Annotated in this window: 14 protein-coding genes; 11 read left to right on the top strand and 3 right to left on the bottom strand. The window is 31.3% G+C overall.

Features of this window, described 5'->3' with window-relative positions:
• Positions 1–6: 6 nt before the first annotated feature.
• Together pyrE and V7R38_RS00530 are read left to right on the top strand one after the other, a co-directional pair.
• Positions 7–648 carry an orotate phosphoribosyltransferase gene (gene pyrE / locus V7R38_RS00535; RefSeq protein WP_334055608.1) on the top strand — a complete coding sequence of 214 codons (642 nt, stop codon included), beginning with the start codon at positions 7–9 and terminating at the stop codon, positions 646–648.
• Positions 649–659: 11 nt separating this feature from the next.
• A complete protein-coding gene (locus V7R38_RS00530) occupies positions 660–1,049 on the top strand; it encodes an SRPBCC family protein (RefSeq protein WP_334055607.1) in 390 nt (129 codons plus the stop codon).
• Here the strand turns inward: V7R38_RS00530 and V7R38_RS00525 are convergent.
• Positions 1,046–1,777, bottom strand: a complete 732-nt coding sequence (locus tag V7R38_RS00525; protein ID WP_334055606.1) for a biotin--[acetyl-CoA-carboxylase] ligase — start codon at positions 1,775–1,777, stop codon at positions 1,046–1,048. The two genes, V7R38_RS00530 and V7R38_RS00525, sit on opposite strands and share 4 nt — an antisense overlap.
• A gap of 87 nt (positions 1,778–1,864) precedes the next feature.
• On the opposite strand from V7R38_RS00525, the gene rsfS reads away from it, so the two are divergent.
• From rsfS to V7R38_RS00490, 7 genes are read left to right on the top strand one after another with little or no spacing between them, the layout of a single operon-like run.
• Positions 1,865–2,233, top strand: a complete 369-nt coding sequence (gene rsfS, locus V7R38_RS00520) for a ribosome silencing factor (RefSeq protein ID WP_015482310.1) — start codon at positions 1,865–1,867, stop codon at positions 2,231–2,233.
• A 20-nt stretch (positions 2,234–2,253) separates the two neighbouring features.
• Positions 2,254–4,227, top strand: coding sequence for an ATP-dependent zinc metalloprotease FtsH (gene ftsH, locus V7R38_RS00515; RefSeq protein ID WP_334055605.1), 1,974 nt, complete (start codon positions 2,254–2,256; stop codon positions 4,225–4,227).
• 6 nt (positions 4,228–4,233) lie between these two features.
• Positions 4,234–4,818 carry a hypothetical protein gene (locus tag V7R38_RS00510; protein ID WP_334055604.1) on the top strand — a complete coding sequence of 195 codons (585 nt, stop codon included), beginning with the start codon at positions 4,234–4,236 and terminating at the stop codon, positions 4,816–4,818.
• Between the two features lies 1 nt (position 4,819).
• The gene (locus V7R38_RS00505; RefSeq protein ID WP_015482313.1) at positions 4,820–5,614 is read left to right on the top strand and encodes a phosphatidate cytidylyltransferase; all 795 of its coding nucleotides are present in this window, start codon (positions 4,820–4,822) and stop codon (positions 5,612–5,614) included.
• Between the two features lie 3 nt (positions 5,615–5,617).
• On the top strand, positions 5,618–6,274 hold the full coding sequence (locus V7R38_RS00500; RefSeq protein WP_015482314.1) for a phosphatidylserine decarboxylase family protein: 657 nt from the start codon (positions 5,618–5,620) through the stop codon (positions 6,272–6,274).
• Entirely contained in the window at positions 6,271–6,549 is a 279-nt protein-coding gene (locus V7R38_RS00495) for an acyl-CoA-binding protein (RefSeq protein ID WP_148284818.1), read from the top strand. The genes V7R38_RS00500 and V7R38_RS00495 overlap by 4 nt, the downstream gene beginning before the upstream one ends.
• 3 nt (positions 6,550–6,552) lie before the next feature.
• Complete coding sequence (locus V7R38_RS00490; RefSeq protein ID WP_334055603.1) at positions 6,553–7,185, top strand: YceI family protein; 633 nt, start codon at positions 6,553–6,555, stop codon at positions 7,183–7,185.
• Here V7R38_RS00490 and V7R38_RS00485 read toward each other — a convergent pair.
• Together V7R38_RS00485 and V7R38_RS00480 are read right to left on the bottom strand one after the other, a co-directional pair.
• Positions 7,175–8,059 (bottom strand): TIGR01777 family oxidoreductase, encoded by an 885-nt coding sequence (locus tag V7R38_RS00485; RefSeq protein WP_334055602.1) that lies wholly within the window; start codon positions 8,057–8,059, stop codon positions 7,175–7,177. The two genes, V7R38_RS00490 and V7R38_RS00485, sit on opposite strands and share 11 nt — an antisense overlap.
• A gap of 63 nt (positions 8,060–8,122) precedes the next feature.
• Complete coding sequence (locus V7R38_RS00480) at positions 8,123–10,747, bottom strand: zinc-dependent metalloprotease (protein ID WP_334055601.1); 2,625 nt, start codon at positions 10,745–10,747, stop codon at positions 8,123–8,125.
• A 209-nt stretch (positions 10,748–10,956) separates the two neighbouring features.
• On the opposite strand from V7R38_RS00480, the gene V7R38_RS00475 reads away from it, so the two are divergent.
• Positions 10,957–12,081: a vWA domain-containing protein gene (locus tag V7R38_RS00475; RefSeq protein WP_334055600.1), complete on the top strand. Its 1,125-nt coding sequence runs from the start codon at positions 10,957–10,959 to the stop codon at positions 12,079–12,081.
• Complete coding sequence (locus V7R38_RS00470; protein ID WP_334055599.1) at positions 12,082–13,548, top strand: magnesium chelatase; 1,467 nt, start codon at positions 12,082–12,084, stop codon at positions 13,546–13,548.
• Positions 13,549–13,641 lie beyond the last annotated feature (93 nt).

Here is a 13,641-nt window from a genome sequence, read left to right as displayed (position 1 = left end):
TGTGACATGGTTATGAACAAAGATACTTCAAAAAAAACAGCTGAACTTTTATTGCAAATAAAAGCGATTAAACTAAGTCCTAACGAACCTTTTCAGTGGGCTTCAGGGTGGAAATCACCTATTTATTGTGACAATAGAGTTACCTTATCTTATCCTCCAGTACGTGTTTTTTTAAAGGAGGAAATTGCTAAAATTGCTGAGTTAGAATATGGTAAACCAGATGTAATTGCTGGGGTCGCAACAGGTGCTATAGCAATAGGGATTTTAGTTGCTCAAGAACTAGGTGTGCCTTTTGTTTATGTTAGGCCAGAACCTAAAAAACATGGTAGAAAAAACCAAATTGAGGGGCATTTAGAAAGTGGTCAGAATGTTGTGGTTATAGAAGATTTAATAAGTACAGGTAATAGTAGTTTAAATGCAGTTGCAGCATTAAAAGAGGCTGGAGCAGTAGTTAAAGGTATGGTTGCCATATTTTCTTATGGTTTTGATGTAGCAACAGAAAACTTTAAAGAAAAAAACGTAAACTTAAAAACATTAAGTAATTACGAGAATCTTTTAGAGCAAGCATTAGACAGTAATTATATTTCTCAAAAAGAATTAGCAACTCTACAAGAATGGAGAGCTAACCCTAGTGAGTGGAAACAATAAAATAAGTAAGCATGAATATACAAGGTACTAGAGTAGTAGTTGAGAAATCTCAAAAAGAAACATTCGAATTTTTATCTGATTTAAAGAACTTTGAGCAGTTAATGCCAGAATCTATTCAGAAATTTGAAGTAGATGGCGATTCATTTATTTTTGGTTTAAAAGGAATGCCAGAAATCAGATTAGTTTTGAAAGAGAATACTCCTTATTCTAATGTAACTCTTGGAGCCGCAAGTAGTAAATTAGATTTTCAACTAGTGGCAGATATTCAGCCTGTAGATGAAAATTCATCTGAAGTACAATTAGAATTTCAGGGAAAGTTTAATGCAATGATGGCAATGATGGTTAAAAAACCATTAACGAGTTTTATTGAAACACTAACAGATAACTTAGAAACAATTTAAGCAAAAGAAATTTCCTTAATTCCGAATTCTTTTATAGTCTCATCTCCGAGTTCTACTTTAAGATTTCCAGAATTAGAAATACCTATAATTTTACCCATAAATAAAGCATTCTCTGCTGTTTTAAACATGCTAGGAATGTTTTTTTTGTATAATACTTTCAGGTAGTCATTTTCTAAGGTATCGTACTCTTTATCTAGCAATTGTTTTATTCTAAGTTTTATTGCAGTTACAACTTCTACAAGTAATTCATCTAAGTTGTAAGATTTGCCTGTAATATTTTTTAAAGATGATGCTTTAGATAGGTTCTCGTAAAATGTTTCTTGATTTACATTAATACCAATTCCAACCACAGCATATTTCATAGCACCTTTAGAAATTGAATTTTCAATTAAAATGCCACAAATTTTTTGATTAGCTGACAGAATGTCGTTTGGCCATTTTATAAATAACTGTCTATTAATGTACTTAGAAATAGCATCATACACACCCAAACTAATGGCAAAATTAAAATATTTATAATGGTTTAATTCTAAATTTAAATCATTGATAAAAGCACTGAACGTAAGGTTTTTAAAAGGTTCTGAGGCCCAAGTATTTTCTTGTTGACCACGCCCATTTGTTTGATCTTTAGCTACAACCACAGTATAGTTTTCTAAAGAAGAATTTTTCGCCATTTCTTTTAAAAAAGAATTTGTAGAATCAATGGCATTAAGTTTGATTAAATTCAATTGTTAAATATTGTGTAAACTAGTTCAATAATACACAAAATACTCGCAAAAAAATAATAACTTTGCATTAAATTAGAGAAGAGATTAATGACAAAAAAACAAGTAAGCACAGATGATTTAATCGCTGTAATTATTAAAGGAATTGATGATGTTAAAGGAGAAGACATCCAATTATTAGATTTAAGAGATATAGAAAATACCGTATGCGATTATTTCGTAATTTGCTCTGGTAATTCAAATACACAAGTGAACGCTATTTCTAGTTCAGTTCAAAAAGTAGTAAGTAAAGAGGTTAAAGATAAACCTTGGCATGTAGAAGGTCAAGGAAACTCTGAATGGGTTTTAATGGATTATGTAAACGTAGTTGTGCACATTTTTCAAAAGCATGTTAGAGATTATTATGATATTGAAAGCCTTTGGGGTGATGCAAAAATCACCGAAATTAACCCAGTATAATCCTATTGATTTTATAACACATGAGTGATTCAAATAAAGACAATAAGTCAAATATGCCTAAATTAAAATTCAGTTCTTATTGGATTTATGGAGGTATATTTTTAGCCATTATAGCTATTCAGTTTTTCAGCAGTGGAGATTTAGCATCTAAAAGTATTTCAAGAAATAAGTTCGAAGAAATATTGAATGATAATGATATCAAGAAAATTGTTGTGATTAACAAAGATGTAGCTCAAATATTCTTAACACAAGAAGCGCTAAAAAAAGAGGAACATAAAAAATTTACAACCTCTACATTTTACAGACCTGGATCTGCAGTGTATGAATACAATTTTGGAGATCAAAGAACCTTTGAGCAAAGTGTTATAGAGGCTAAGGAAGAAAAAAACTTAGTTGTAGATATTGATAACAAAGAAAAAACGAGCATTTTTGAAGCTATAGTTGGTTTCTTACCATTCATCATTTTAATAGCGATTTGGTTATTTTTTATGAAGAGAATGTCTGGTGGAGGAGCAGGTTCTGGTGGAGGAGGTCAAATATTTAGTATTGGGAAATCTAAAGCTAAACTTTTTGACAAAGACACTAAAGTAAAAACAACTTTTGAGAATGTAGCAGGTTTAGAAGGCGCAAAAGAAGAAGTACAAGAAATTGTAGATTTCTTAAAAAGCCCTGAAAAATATACTTCTTTAGGAGGTAAAATTCCAAAGGGAGCGTTATTAGTAGGTCCTCCAGGAACTGGTAAAACATTATTAGCAAAGGCAGTTGCAGGTGAAGCTGGTGTACCTTTTTTCTCACTTTCTGGTTCAGATTTTGTAGAGATGTTTGTTGGGGTAGGTGCTTCTAGAGTGCGTGATTTGTTTAAACAAGCACAGCAAAAATCGCCTTCTATTATTTTTATAGATGAGATTGATGCAATTGGTAGAGCACGTGGTAAAAACTCAATGACAGGTGGTAATGATGAGCGTGAAAATACGTTAAATCAATTATTAACTGAAATGGACGGTTTTGGTACAGATACTAACGTAATTGTAATTGCTGCAACCAACAGAGCAGACGTTTTAGATAAAGCTTTAATGCGTGCAGGACGTTTTGATAGACAGATTTATGTAGACTTACCAGATATTAGAGAAAGACAAGAAATCTTTGAAGTACATATTAAACCTTTAAAGTTGGCAGATGATGTTGATGTTGAGTTTTTAGCACAGCAAACACCAGGTTTTTCTGGAGCAGATATTGCTAATATGTGTAATGAAGCTGCTTTAATTGCTGCTAGAAATGGTAAGAAAGCTATTCATCATCAAGCATTTTTAGATGCTGTAGACAGAATCGTTGGTGGTTTAGAGAAAAAGAAAAAACGTATTACACCAAAAGAGAAAAAAGTAATTGCATTTCATGAAGCTGGTCATGCCACTGTAAGTTGGATGTTAGAACATGCTGCACCTTTAGTAAAAGTAACTATTGTACCTAGAGGTCAATCTTTAGGAGCTGCTTGGTACTTGCCTGCAGAACGTTTAATTGTGCAAACAGAGCAAATGTTAGACGAAATGTGTGCTACTTTAGGAGGAAGAGCTGCTGAAAAAATTATTTTTAATAAAATTTCTACAGGAGCATTAAGCGACTTAGAAAAGGTAACCAAACAAGCAAGAGCTATGGTTACAGTATATGGTTTAAATGATGAAGTTGGTAATATTACTTATTACGATTCTTCAGGTAATGATGCCTTTGTAAAACCTTATAGTGAGGAAACTGGTAAAATGATTGATAAAGAAATTTCTAAAATGATAGAAATTCAGTATCAAAGAGCCATTGAATTGCTTTCTAAACACAAAGAAAAACTTACAGTTTTAGCGGAATTGCTTTTAGAAAAAGAAGTAATATTCAAAGACGATTTAGAGAAAATTTTTGGTAAAAGACCATTTGAGGCTTTAGATACAGAAGTAAAGTCAAAAGATGAAAAAGACTTGCCAACAGAGAGTACTACAACAGAATCGTAATTTTTAATGGATTTTTTAAAGAAACTTTTTAATATCCCAATTAAAGAGGATAAACAAATACAAAATCAAGAGGTAAATTTATCTCTTGATGATTTGTTTGTACACAACTTTGTGAATAAAGGGGGTAAGTTTCTTTACTGCACAAGTGAGGCAGATGTAAAAACTAATTTTGCCAACATTCTATCAGAAAATAATTGGAATGCTGTACAGTTGTTAAATCCAAAATTAAAGTCTATTGTAAACCAAAAAGAGGTTAGAATAGCCACAAATACCAATTCAGACCTACCTGCTTTTACAACTTGTGAACATTTAATAGCAGATAATGGTGATGTTTTATTCTCATCGAAACAATTAAAAAGCACAAAACTTAAAGATTATACCAATAATTTTATTGTTTACGCAACTACCAGTCAATTAGTTAAAGATACTGGACAAGGCCTTACAGGAATCAAAACAAAATATGCAAATAACTTGCCTACAAACATATCTTCAATAAAAAATTACAGCACTCAGAATGTTGATGATAATTTTTTAAACTATGGCAACAATAACTCAAAAAACCTATATTTGCTGTTGTTTGAAGATTTATAATATGCGCAACCTTTTAAGAAGGAGTTTTTCTGGAATTATTTATGTCCTTATTTTTATTTCTGCTATTCTCTTTTCTAAAGAGTCTTATATTGTTTTAATTACACTTTTTGGTTTTTTATGCATTTGGGAGTTTTCTAAACTCATCGCCCTAAAAAACTACGCTGCATATATTTTATTTCCTTTAACCTTATACCTTTTAATTAGTAGGCAATATAGCTACGCTTCAATAGGTATTCTTACTATAACGTTGCTATCATCTACCTACTTAGTTTATCAATTATTTGTAAAAAAAGAAATCAATTATAAAGATAACAGGCAAAAACTTGGGTTAACTTACAGGTATGTTATTTTCTCAATGTGTTTTTTGGTCTTGTTACCATTTTACGAGAACAGTTTTCATCCATATTTAATGATCAGTATTTTATCATTAATTTGGGTAAACGATTCTTTTGCATTTTTAATCGGTAAAAATTTTGGGAAACATAAACTTTTTCCATCAGTATCTCCTAAAAAAACAATAGAAGGTTTTGTTGGAGGATTGGTTTTTTCACTATTAGCGGCATTACTAATTAGTAAGTTTAATTTAGATTTCTCTATGCTGCATTGGCTAATTATAGGTGTTTTGGTTTCTGTATTAGGTACAACTGGCGATCTAGTAGAATCTAAATTTAAAAGACAGGCAGGTCTTAAAGATAGTGGAAACATTATGCCTGGTCATGGAGGAATTTTAGACAGGCTAGATAGTTTACTATTTGCTGCACCCTTTGTATATTTGTTTATTAATTATATAATTTAAAGCATGATTCGTTTTCATAAAGAAGGTTACAAAATTATTGTAATTACATTCATCATTGTAATTGCTGCTATTTTATTGGCAGAAAAATTTATTGATATTGTATGGGTTACAAAGTCAATTCAAATATTGGCAGTAGCGTTTCTTATTATCGTTTTGCAGTTTTTTAGAAATCCTAAAAGAATAGCACAATTAAATGAAAATACTATTGTTGCGCCTGTAGATGGTAAAGTTGTAGTGATAGAAGAGGTAGAAGAACCAGAATATTTTAAAGACAAAAGATTACAGGTATCAATATTTATGTCTCCAATTAATGTGCATGTTACAAGATACGCCATGAGTGGTAAGATTAAATACAGCAAATATCATCCAGGAAAATACTTGGTAGCTTGGCATCCTAAAGCTTCTACAGATAATGAAAGAACCACTATTGTAATTCATAATGATAGTTTTGGAGATGTTTTATATAGACAAATTGCAGGTGCTCTAGCCAAAAGAATTGTAAATTATGCCATTGAAGGTGAAGAAGTGGTTCAAGGTACAGATGCAGGTTTTATTAAATTTGGTTCACGAGTAGATTTGTATTTTCCTTTAGGAACTAAACTAAATGTTAGTTTAGGAGATAAGGTAAAAGGAGGTACACAAGTGATTGCAGAAAAATAGAAGTTATTAAAGATTTAGATCAAAATTTTAATGATGCTTTTCAAAAACTGTCTAAGCTCAAAAAAACGATTGCACCAGATTTAATGTTGCAACTGTACGCTTATCATAAGCAAGCAAACTTTGGAAATAACTTCTCGTTTAACAGTGGTTTAGATGTAAGAAGTGGCTTTAAATTTAATGCATGGATGCAGTTGAAAGGTATGTCTTCAGATGAAGCTAAAGAGAAGTATATAGAATTAGCAAATCAAATTTTACAAAAAAATAAAGATAGTTAGATTATGAAAAAAGTATTAGTTACAATTTTTGCATGTGTATTAGTATTCAATTTAACATCTTGCAAATCAGAGAGTGAGTCCACTACTAAAACTACTCCTACAACAACTGAACCTAAGAAAAGTACAGCAGCATTTAGTGTAGCTAACGCTAAAACTAATATAAAATTCACAGCATATAAAACCACAGAGAAAATTGGAGTTGCTGGTTCTTTTAAGAAAATTGATATTACTCATGGAGGTGAAGGAGCTAACATAAAAGAAGCAATTAACAATACTGAGTTTTCAATACCAGTTAGTGGCTTAATTACAAAAGATTCTAGTAGAGATTACAAGATAAAGAAATTCTTTTTTGGTGTAATGAACAATACTAAGCTTCTTTCTGGAGATTTAAAATTGGTTGATGATAGCAATGGAATTGCAAACATTACCATGAATGGAGAAACTAAGGCAGTACCTTTTACATATACTATTCATAGAAATGAATTCAATATGAAAGCTATTATAGACATAAATACTTGGAATGCTGGTAAAGCATTGGCCTCTTTAAATAAGGTTTGTCAAGATTTACACAAAGGTTCAGATGGTATCTCTAAAACTTGGAGTGAAGTAGATTTAAATATTTCTACTACTTTTTAAATAAATTATCTAGGGCTTCAGCTAATTCTGGAAATTGAAAGCTAAACTTATGTTTTCTAATTTTATCTGATGCTAGTCTGCTGCCTTCTAGTAAAATTTTAGCCATATCTCCAAAAGCTAGTTTCAGAATAAAACTGGGTACATTAATTCCAACATAAGGTCTAGAAACACTTTTTGCTAGTTCTTTAGAAAATGTTGTGCTTGTATGATGCTCAGGAGCCACAGCATTAAAAACCCCGTTTACATTTTCTTCAATTTGATGTATATACATTTGGCATAAGTCATCAAGATGTATCCATGGCATATATTGTTTACCAGAACCTAAAGCTGCAATTACAGGTGTTTTCATTTTTTCTAAAGCACCACCAGTTTTAGATAATACAATTCCTGTTCTTAAAATTGAAACAGGAATATTTATACTTTCAAATTGAAATGCAGCTGCTTCCCATTTTTCACAAACCTCACCCAAAAAATCATTTCCTGCAGCGTCATTTTCTTCAAAAATTTTAGCGCTAGTTATCGCTCCATAATATCCACTTCCTGAAGCTGATATAAAACCTTTTAAAGGCAAGTTCAATTCTTTTACTTTGTTAAACAGTAGGTTTGCAGAATCTACTCTACTATCAATAATTACCTTTTTTCTTTTATCTGACCATCTTTCATCAGCAATACCTGCGCCTGCCAAATGAATAATATAATCAACATCCTTAAAAGCATCAACATCTATAGTTTGCTTAGATATATCCCATTTATATTCGTTAGAAGCATCAGGTGTTCTTGTAAGAATGTTTACTGAATGTTCTTTTTCTAAGAGTAATTTTGTTAATTGTGTACCTACTAAACCTGTACCACCAGAAATTAAAATTTTTGCCATATGTAAAGATAAAAAAAACCGTAATCGAAAAGATTACGGTTTCTAATAAATAATTCTTAAAAATTATTTTATTTCTTTCATTGCGTTTGTAATTAACGTTTTTAAATGATTTTTGTGTGCTTTTGTTGCTACATCACCTTTACCATTGCTAACCCAACTTTTAATGGCATTTAAATTATAAATGGCCATAGACTTAGAAGCTACCGAAAAACGAGAGCTAGTTCTACCAGTAACCATAGCAATTAAACGTTTGGTATACACTGCTTGTAAATTTTGACGGAAAGAATTCACACTACCGTAAATGTCTGGCTTAAACATCATATTGTTTAAATCTGTCATGAATGTTGATAGCTTGTATTCGTTTCCATAAAGCTCAGAATTCGATAACCTTTGTAGTGTGTTTGGATGCATGATATGTGCTAAAACACTTGTTTGATAGCCTAGTACTTGCTCATGAATTTTTGGATCTTCTGGACCTCCAAAGAAATTATATCCTCTTCTTTGTCTTGCTAGATAATTATATACTTCATTTGGAGTGCTGAATGCATCTGGGGCAAATATGTATTTGTCTAAAGCATCCATAGCTCTTTTTTGATCTTCTTTGGATACAGGTGTGTAAGGTTGCGTACCACCTTCTTGTCCATAAGTAGATCTGTCTACGTAAACTCCACCAATGAATCTAGAAACTACGCCACCTGCAATTCTGGTTTGGTTATGCAAAGTATAGTAAGCTCTTCTTAAATCTTCATAAGTTTCACCTTTTTTAGTAAACTGATTTTTAAGATTTTTCATCATATCATTTACAAGCTCAAATCTGTTGATAGAGTATGTAATTTGATCATTAGATAAATCACCAATCATTACTCGAGGGTCAATTGCTTTACCTGGAGAACGCATATCATCTGCATCATTACCAAAAATTAATTCTGGTTCTGTAGATCTTTCTAATAAAGCTTCTCTTTCTGATGTATTTTTAAAAGGAGTATACCCAAACTGAATAGCCCAAATATCATAAGGGCCAACAGCCATATCATAGTATTGTCCTTGTTTGCTTCTGTCATTAGTAATGTTAATTCCTGCATAATCCATTACAGAACCTGTAAGTGCTTTTCCTTTAATAAAGTTAGCATCTGCCAATTGTTCAGGAGAATACACTTGACTCGCTTTCATATTATGATTTAAACCTAAAGTGTGCCCAACTTCGTGCATAATTAAAGATTTCATCCCTTCTTTTCTGATACCTTCCATATCCAACTCAGAAGCACCTGTAGCTTGTAAAACAGCAGTACCTAATTGTAAGTTTTCATGCATGATATGACCTGCAGAACACAATAATAAGTTGTTTTTAGCTAAATATTTCTTAGCTCTTAATTCAGCAGATGTTTCTAAATGCATATTGGCAGCAGCATTATTATATAATTCATCAGCGAAAACTCTATTTGTAAAATGCACATATTCTAGCATAATATCTGCTCCTAAAATTTCACCAGTTCTTGGGTTTACGAAACTAGGTCCATAACCTCCAAAAGGTGGATTAGGAGAAGATGTCCAACGTAAAACATTGTATCTTACATCTCCAGCATCCCAAGTAGCATCATCTGGTTGCATTTTAACAACCATAGCATTATTAAAGCCAGCTTTTTCAAAAGCTTCGTTCCAAGCTAAAACACCTTCTTTAATGGTTTCTCTCCATTCTACAGGTGTCGATTTTTCCATCCACCAAGTAATAGGCGTTACAGGTTCAGAAATAGCTGCTTCCGGATTTTTCTTTACCAATCTCCATCTGTGAATCATATCTCTATAATTTACAGTTTCTGTAGTAGTCATATCATTTGTTTGCGTTAAGAAATACCCAACTCTAGCATCATCCATTCTTGGTTTATAGCCATCTTCTGGCATATTCATAAATGTGTGAAATACTTTAATAGAAACATTTCTACCATCTGTAACTGCTGCAGAACCACCATTAATTACGTTTGGATTGCTGTAAACGTATTCTGTTTTAATATTTGTGTTTTCTGGATAGTTTTTAATCTCGTTAATTTTAGATTTCGATTTGTCAAATCTACCTAAGCTAAACGCAAAAGGAGATTGACCAGGAAATCTTGGTTGCTTTATTCTTGTAAATGTTTCAGATAAAAACAATCCATTTGCATCAATTAAATACTCACCTTTTTCTTCATCAGAAGCCAATAGTTTTCCACTTGCAATTACAGCATCGCTAATATTTGCTTCCGAAGATTTAGAAATTGCATTATCCTTATCGAAATAGAAGGCAGTATTTGGCGCCATAAATTCTAAACGATTAAAATATTTAGTAACATGAAATACGCTAGAACCATTGTAAGAACCTCTATATGCATTAGCTTCTGTTACACCATCTGCAATTTGAGAGAAATAAATAAAGTCTTTATTTAACTGGTCTTTTTTAACTAATAGTTTTACAGAACCTGTTACAGTATCTTGATAAATGGTAAATAAACCATCTATTTTTTTACTACTTTTTGTAAGTGATTTAATGGTTTTACCTTTCTTTTTAGGTGGTGTTTTTTTGGCAGGAGCCTCTTTTTTAACTTCCTTTTTTTTCTTTTTCCAAAACTGTGCATTTGTGTTTGGGACTCCTAGAATTCCGAACACCATTAAAAATGAACACAGAATTTTAAACTTCTGTAAATGGTTTGATTTCATTGTAATGTCGATTTAATTTTAATTATGTGTCAAGTTAGGATAGAAATACAACATAAATGTTAATTATATACTAAAATTAACATGTTTAAATTTCTGATATTATTGAATTTAGTGACTTATTTAATGGTATCAATTAAACTAATTGATACATATGCTAAAGCAATGTTAATATTTTTTATCAGCTTAATTAAAGGCGTATTTTTATAGTGATGAAAGAAAATATAAAAAGAAAAGGATTTGTTTTTAAAACTTATGAAGCAGACAAGCAGTCTCCCTTCGAAAAATTGTTCGAAATTTTTAAGGAACTAATTACCCATACTTCAGGTGATTTTGATGAGGCTATAGACTGGTTACGATCTTTAGATAAAGAATACAAACTAACTGATGAGAATTATACTATAGATGATTTCATAGAAGACTTAAAGAAAAAAGGATATATAAAAGAAGAGATTAAAGCAGATGGTACAGGAGGTACAGCAATAACCTCTAAAACAGAAAGAGCAATTCGTCAACAGGCCTTAAACCACATTTTTGGTAAAATTAAAAGAAGTGGTTCTGGTAATCATAAAAGTAAATCATCAGGAATTGGAGATGAGCATACTGGAGATTTTAGAGCTTATCAATTTGGAGACAATTTAGATAAGGTTTCTATGACAGAGAGTATTAGAAATGCTCAAATTAATAATGGCATAGGCGATTTTACATTGTCAGAAAATGATTTGGTGGTAGAAGAAACACTACATAAAAGCCAAATGAGTACTGTTTTAATGATAGATATTAGTCACTCTATGATCTTATATGGTGAAGATAGAATAACACCTGCCAAAAAAGTAGCTATGGCTTTGGCTGAATTAATTACAACTAGATATCCAAAAGACACTTTAGATATTTTAGTATTTGGAAATGATGCTTGGACTATAAAAATTAAAGATTTACCTTATTTACAAGTAGGGCCTTATCATACCAATACTGTTGCTGGTTTGCAATTAGCTATGGATTTGTTGCGCAGAAAGAAAAACACCAATAAACAAATTTTTATGATAACAGATGGTAAACCAAGTTGTTTGCGTTTGCCTGATGGTCAATACTATAAAAACAGTAATGGCTTAGATAAATACATTGTAAATAAATGTTATGCAATGGCTCAACAGGCTAGAAAATTGCACATACCAATTACCACTTTTATGATTGCTCAAGATCCTTACTTAATGCAATTTGTAAAGGCATTTACGCAAGCAAATCAAGGAAAAGCATTTTATACAGGCTTAAGAGGTTTAGGAGAGATGATATTTGAAGATTATGAAACAAACAGAAAAAAAAGAATTAGAGGATAGATGAATTTAGAGAATATAAAAACATTAGGAGAATTAAGAAAAACAGGTTACGAATCAAAATCGATCAAAGACGAGCTGAGAGAAAATCTAATCAGTAAGATGATGAATAACGAAACTGTTTTTAAAGGAGTACATGGTTATGAAAACACAGTTATTCCAGAACTAGAAAGAGCTATTTTAAGTAAACATAATATAAATTTATTAGGTTTAAGAGGTCAAGCCAAAACACGTTTGGCAAGACTTATGGTAGATTTATTAGATGAATACATACCTGTTGTAGAAGGTTCAGAAATTAATGATGATCCTTTAAAGCCTATATCTAGATTTGCAATTGAGTTAATCAATGAGAAAGGAGATGACACACCAATTTATTGGTTGCATAGAAACGATCGTTTTGCAGAAAAATTAGCAACACCAGATGTAACTGTAGCAGATATTATAGGAGATGTAGATCCTATAAAAGCAGCTAATTTAAAGTTGAGTTATGCAGATGATAGAGTAATTCATTATGGAATGATTCCAAGAGCAAACAGATGTATTTTTGTGATTAATGAATTACCAGATTTACAGGCTAGAATTCAAGTTGCATTGTTTAATATTTTACAAGAGGGGGATATTCAAATTCGTGGATTCAAACTAAGATTGCCTTTAGATATGCAATTTGTTTTTACAGCAAATCCTGAGGATTATACCAATAGAGGTAGTATTGTAACTCCTTTAAAAGATAGAATTGGTTCGCAAATATTGACACATTATCCAGAGGATATTGAAACTGCTAAAACCATTACTCAGCAAGAAGCAAATAAAGTAGCTTCTCAGAAAGAATTTATACAAGTACCAGAGTTAGCAAAAGATTTGCTAGAGCAAGTTGTATTTGAAGCTAGAGATAGTGAGTACATAGATGCTAAAAGTGGTGTAAGTGCACGATTAAGTATTTCTGCTTTTGAGAACTTATTAAGTACTGCAGAAAGAAGAGCAATTTTAGCAGGAGATTCAGAAACCATGATTCGTTTAAATGATTTTGATGGAATTATTCCTGCAATTACAGGTAAAGTAGAATTGGTTTACGAAGGTGAACAAGAAGGTGCTCAAGTAGTTGCAGAGACTTTAATAAAAAGAGCAATTAAAACATTGTTCCCAACTTATTTTCCAGAAATTAAAAAGTTAGAAAGGCAAGATGCAGAAACACCTTATGATGATATTGTTTCTTGGTTCTTTAATGCTGAAGAAGATTTTGAATTGTTAGATGATTATTATGAAGAAGCATACAAAAAAGAATTAGATAAAATTAAACCTTTAGATGATTTTCTAAAAGAACATCAACCAAATATGAATAAAGCTGATGCTTATTTTGTAAAAGAGTTTGTGTTATGGGCATTAGTTGAATTTAAGAAACTAAGCAAATATCGTTTTGCTGAAGGAACTCAATTTAAAGATCCTTATGGTAATTTCATAAACGGATTGTAATTTTAGAATTAAACCCTTCAGTTTTTTAACTGAAGGGTTTTTTATTGGTAATCGTTTTATTTTGTTTCGTTTGTTTTATTTCTAGCTAGGTTC

The sequence above is a fragment of the Polaribacter sp. P097 genome, assembly GCF_036864555.1.
Taxonomy (GTDB): domain Bacteria; phylum Bacteroidota; class Bacteroidia; order Flavobacteriales; family Flavobacteriaceae; genus Polaribacter.
Note: the sequence above shows the minus strand (reverse complement) of the source record. Positions and strands in the feature narration are given on the sequence as shown.

What these genes read in the sequence shown, in the direction of transcription:
- V7R38_RS00475 (WP_334055600.1), top strand. Translation starts at nt 10,957, where the DNA reads ATGAAAGAAAATATAAAAAGAAAAGGATTTGTTTTTAAAACTTATGAA.
- rsfS (WP_015482310.1), top strand. Translation starts at nt 1,865, where the DNA reads ATGACAAAAAAACAAGTAAGCACAGATGATTTAATCGCTGTAATTATT.
- V7R38_RS00505 (WP_015482313.1), top strand. Translation starts at nt 4,820, where the DNA reads ATGCGCAACCTTTTAAGAAGGAGTTTTTCTGGAATTATTTATGTCCTT.
- pyrE (WP_334055608.1), top strand. Translation starts at nt 7, where the DNA reads ATGGTTATGAACAAAGATACTTCAAAAAAAACAGCTGAACTTTTATTG.
- V7R38_RS00530 (WP_334055607.1), top strand. Translation starts at nt 660, where the DNA reads ATGAATATACAAGGTACTAGAGTAGTAGTTGAGAAATCTCAAAAAGAA.
- V7R38_RS00500 (WP_015482314.1), top strand. Translation starts at nt 5,618, where the DNA reads ATGATTCGTTTTCATAAAGAAGGTTACAAAATTATTGTAATTACATTC.
- V7R38_RS00470 (WP_334055599.1), top strand. Translation starts at nt 12,082, where the DNA reads ATGAATTTAGAGAATATAAAAACATTAGGAGAATTAAGAAAAACAGGT.
- V7R38_RS00480 (WP_334055601.1), bottom strand. Translation starts at nt 10,747, where the DNA reads ATGAAATCAAACCATTTACAGAAGTTTAAAATTCTGTGTTCATTTTTA.
- V7R38_RS00490 (WP_334055603.1), top strand. Translation starts at nt 6,553, where the DNA reads ATGAAAAAAGTATTAGTTACAATTTTTGCATGTGTATTAGTATTCAAT.
- V7R38_RS00510 (WP_334055604.1), top strand. Translation starts at nt 4,234, where the DNA reads ATGGATTTTTTAAAGAAACTTTTTAATATCCCAATTAAAGAGGATAAA.
- ftsH (WP_334055605.1), top strand. Translation starts at nt 2,254, where the DNA reads ATGAGTGATTCAAATAAAGACAATAAGTCAAATATGCCTAAATTAAAA.
- V7R38_RS00485 (WP_334055602.1), bottom strand. Translation starts at nt 8,059, where the DNA reads ATGGCAAAAATTTTAATTTCTGGTGGTACAGGTTTAGTAGGTACACAA.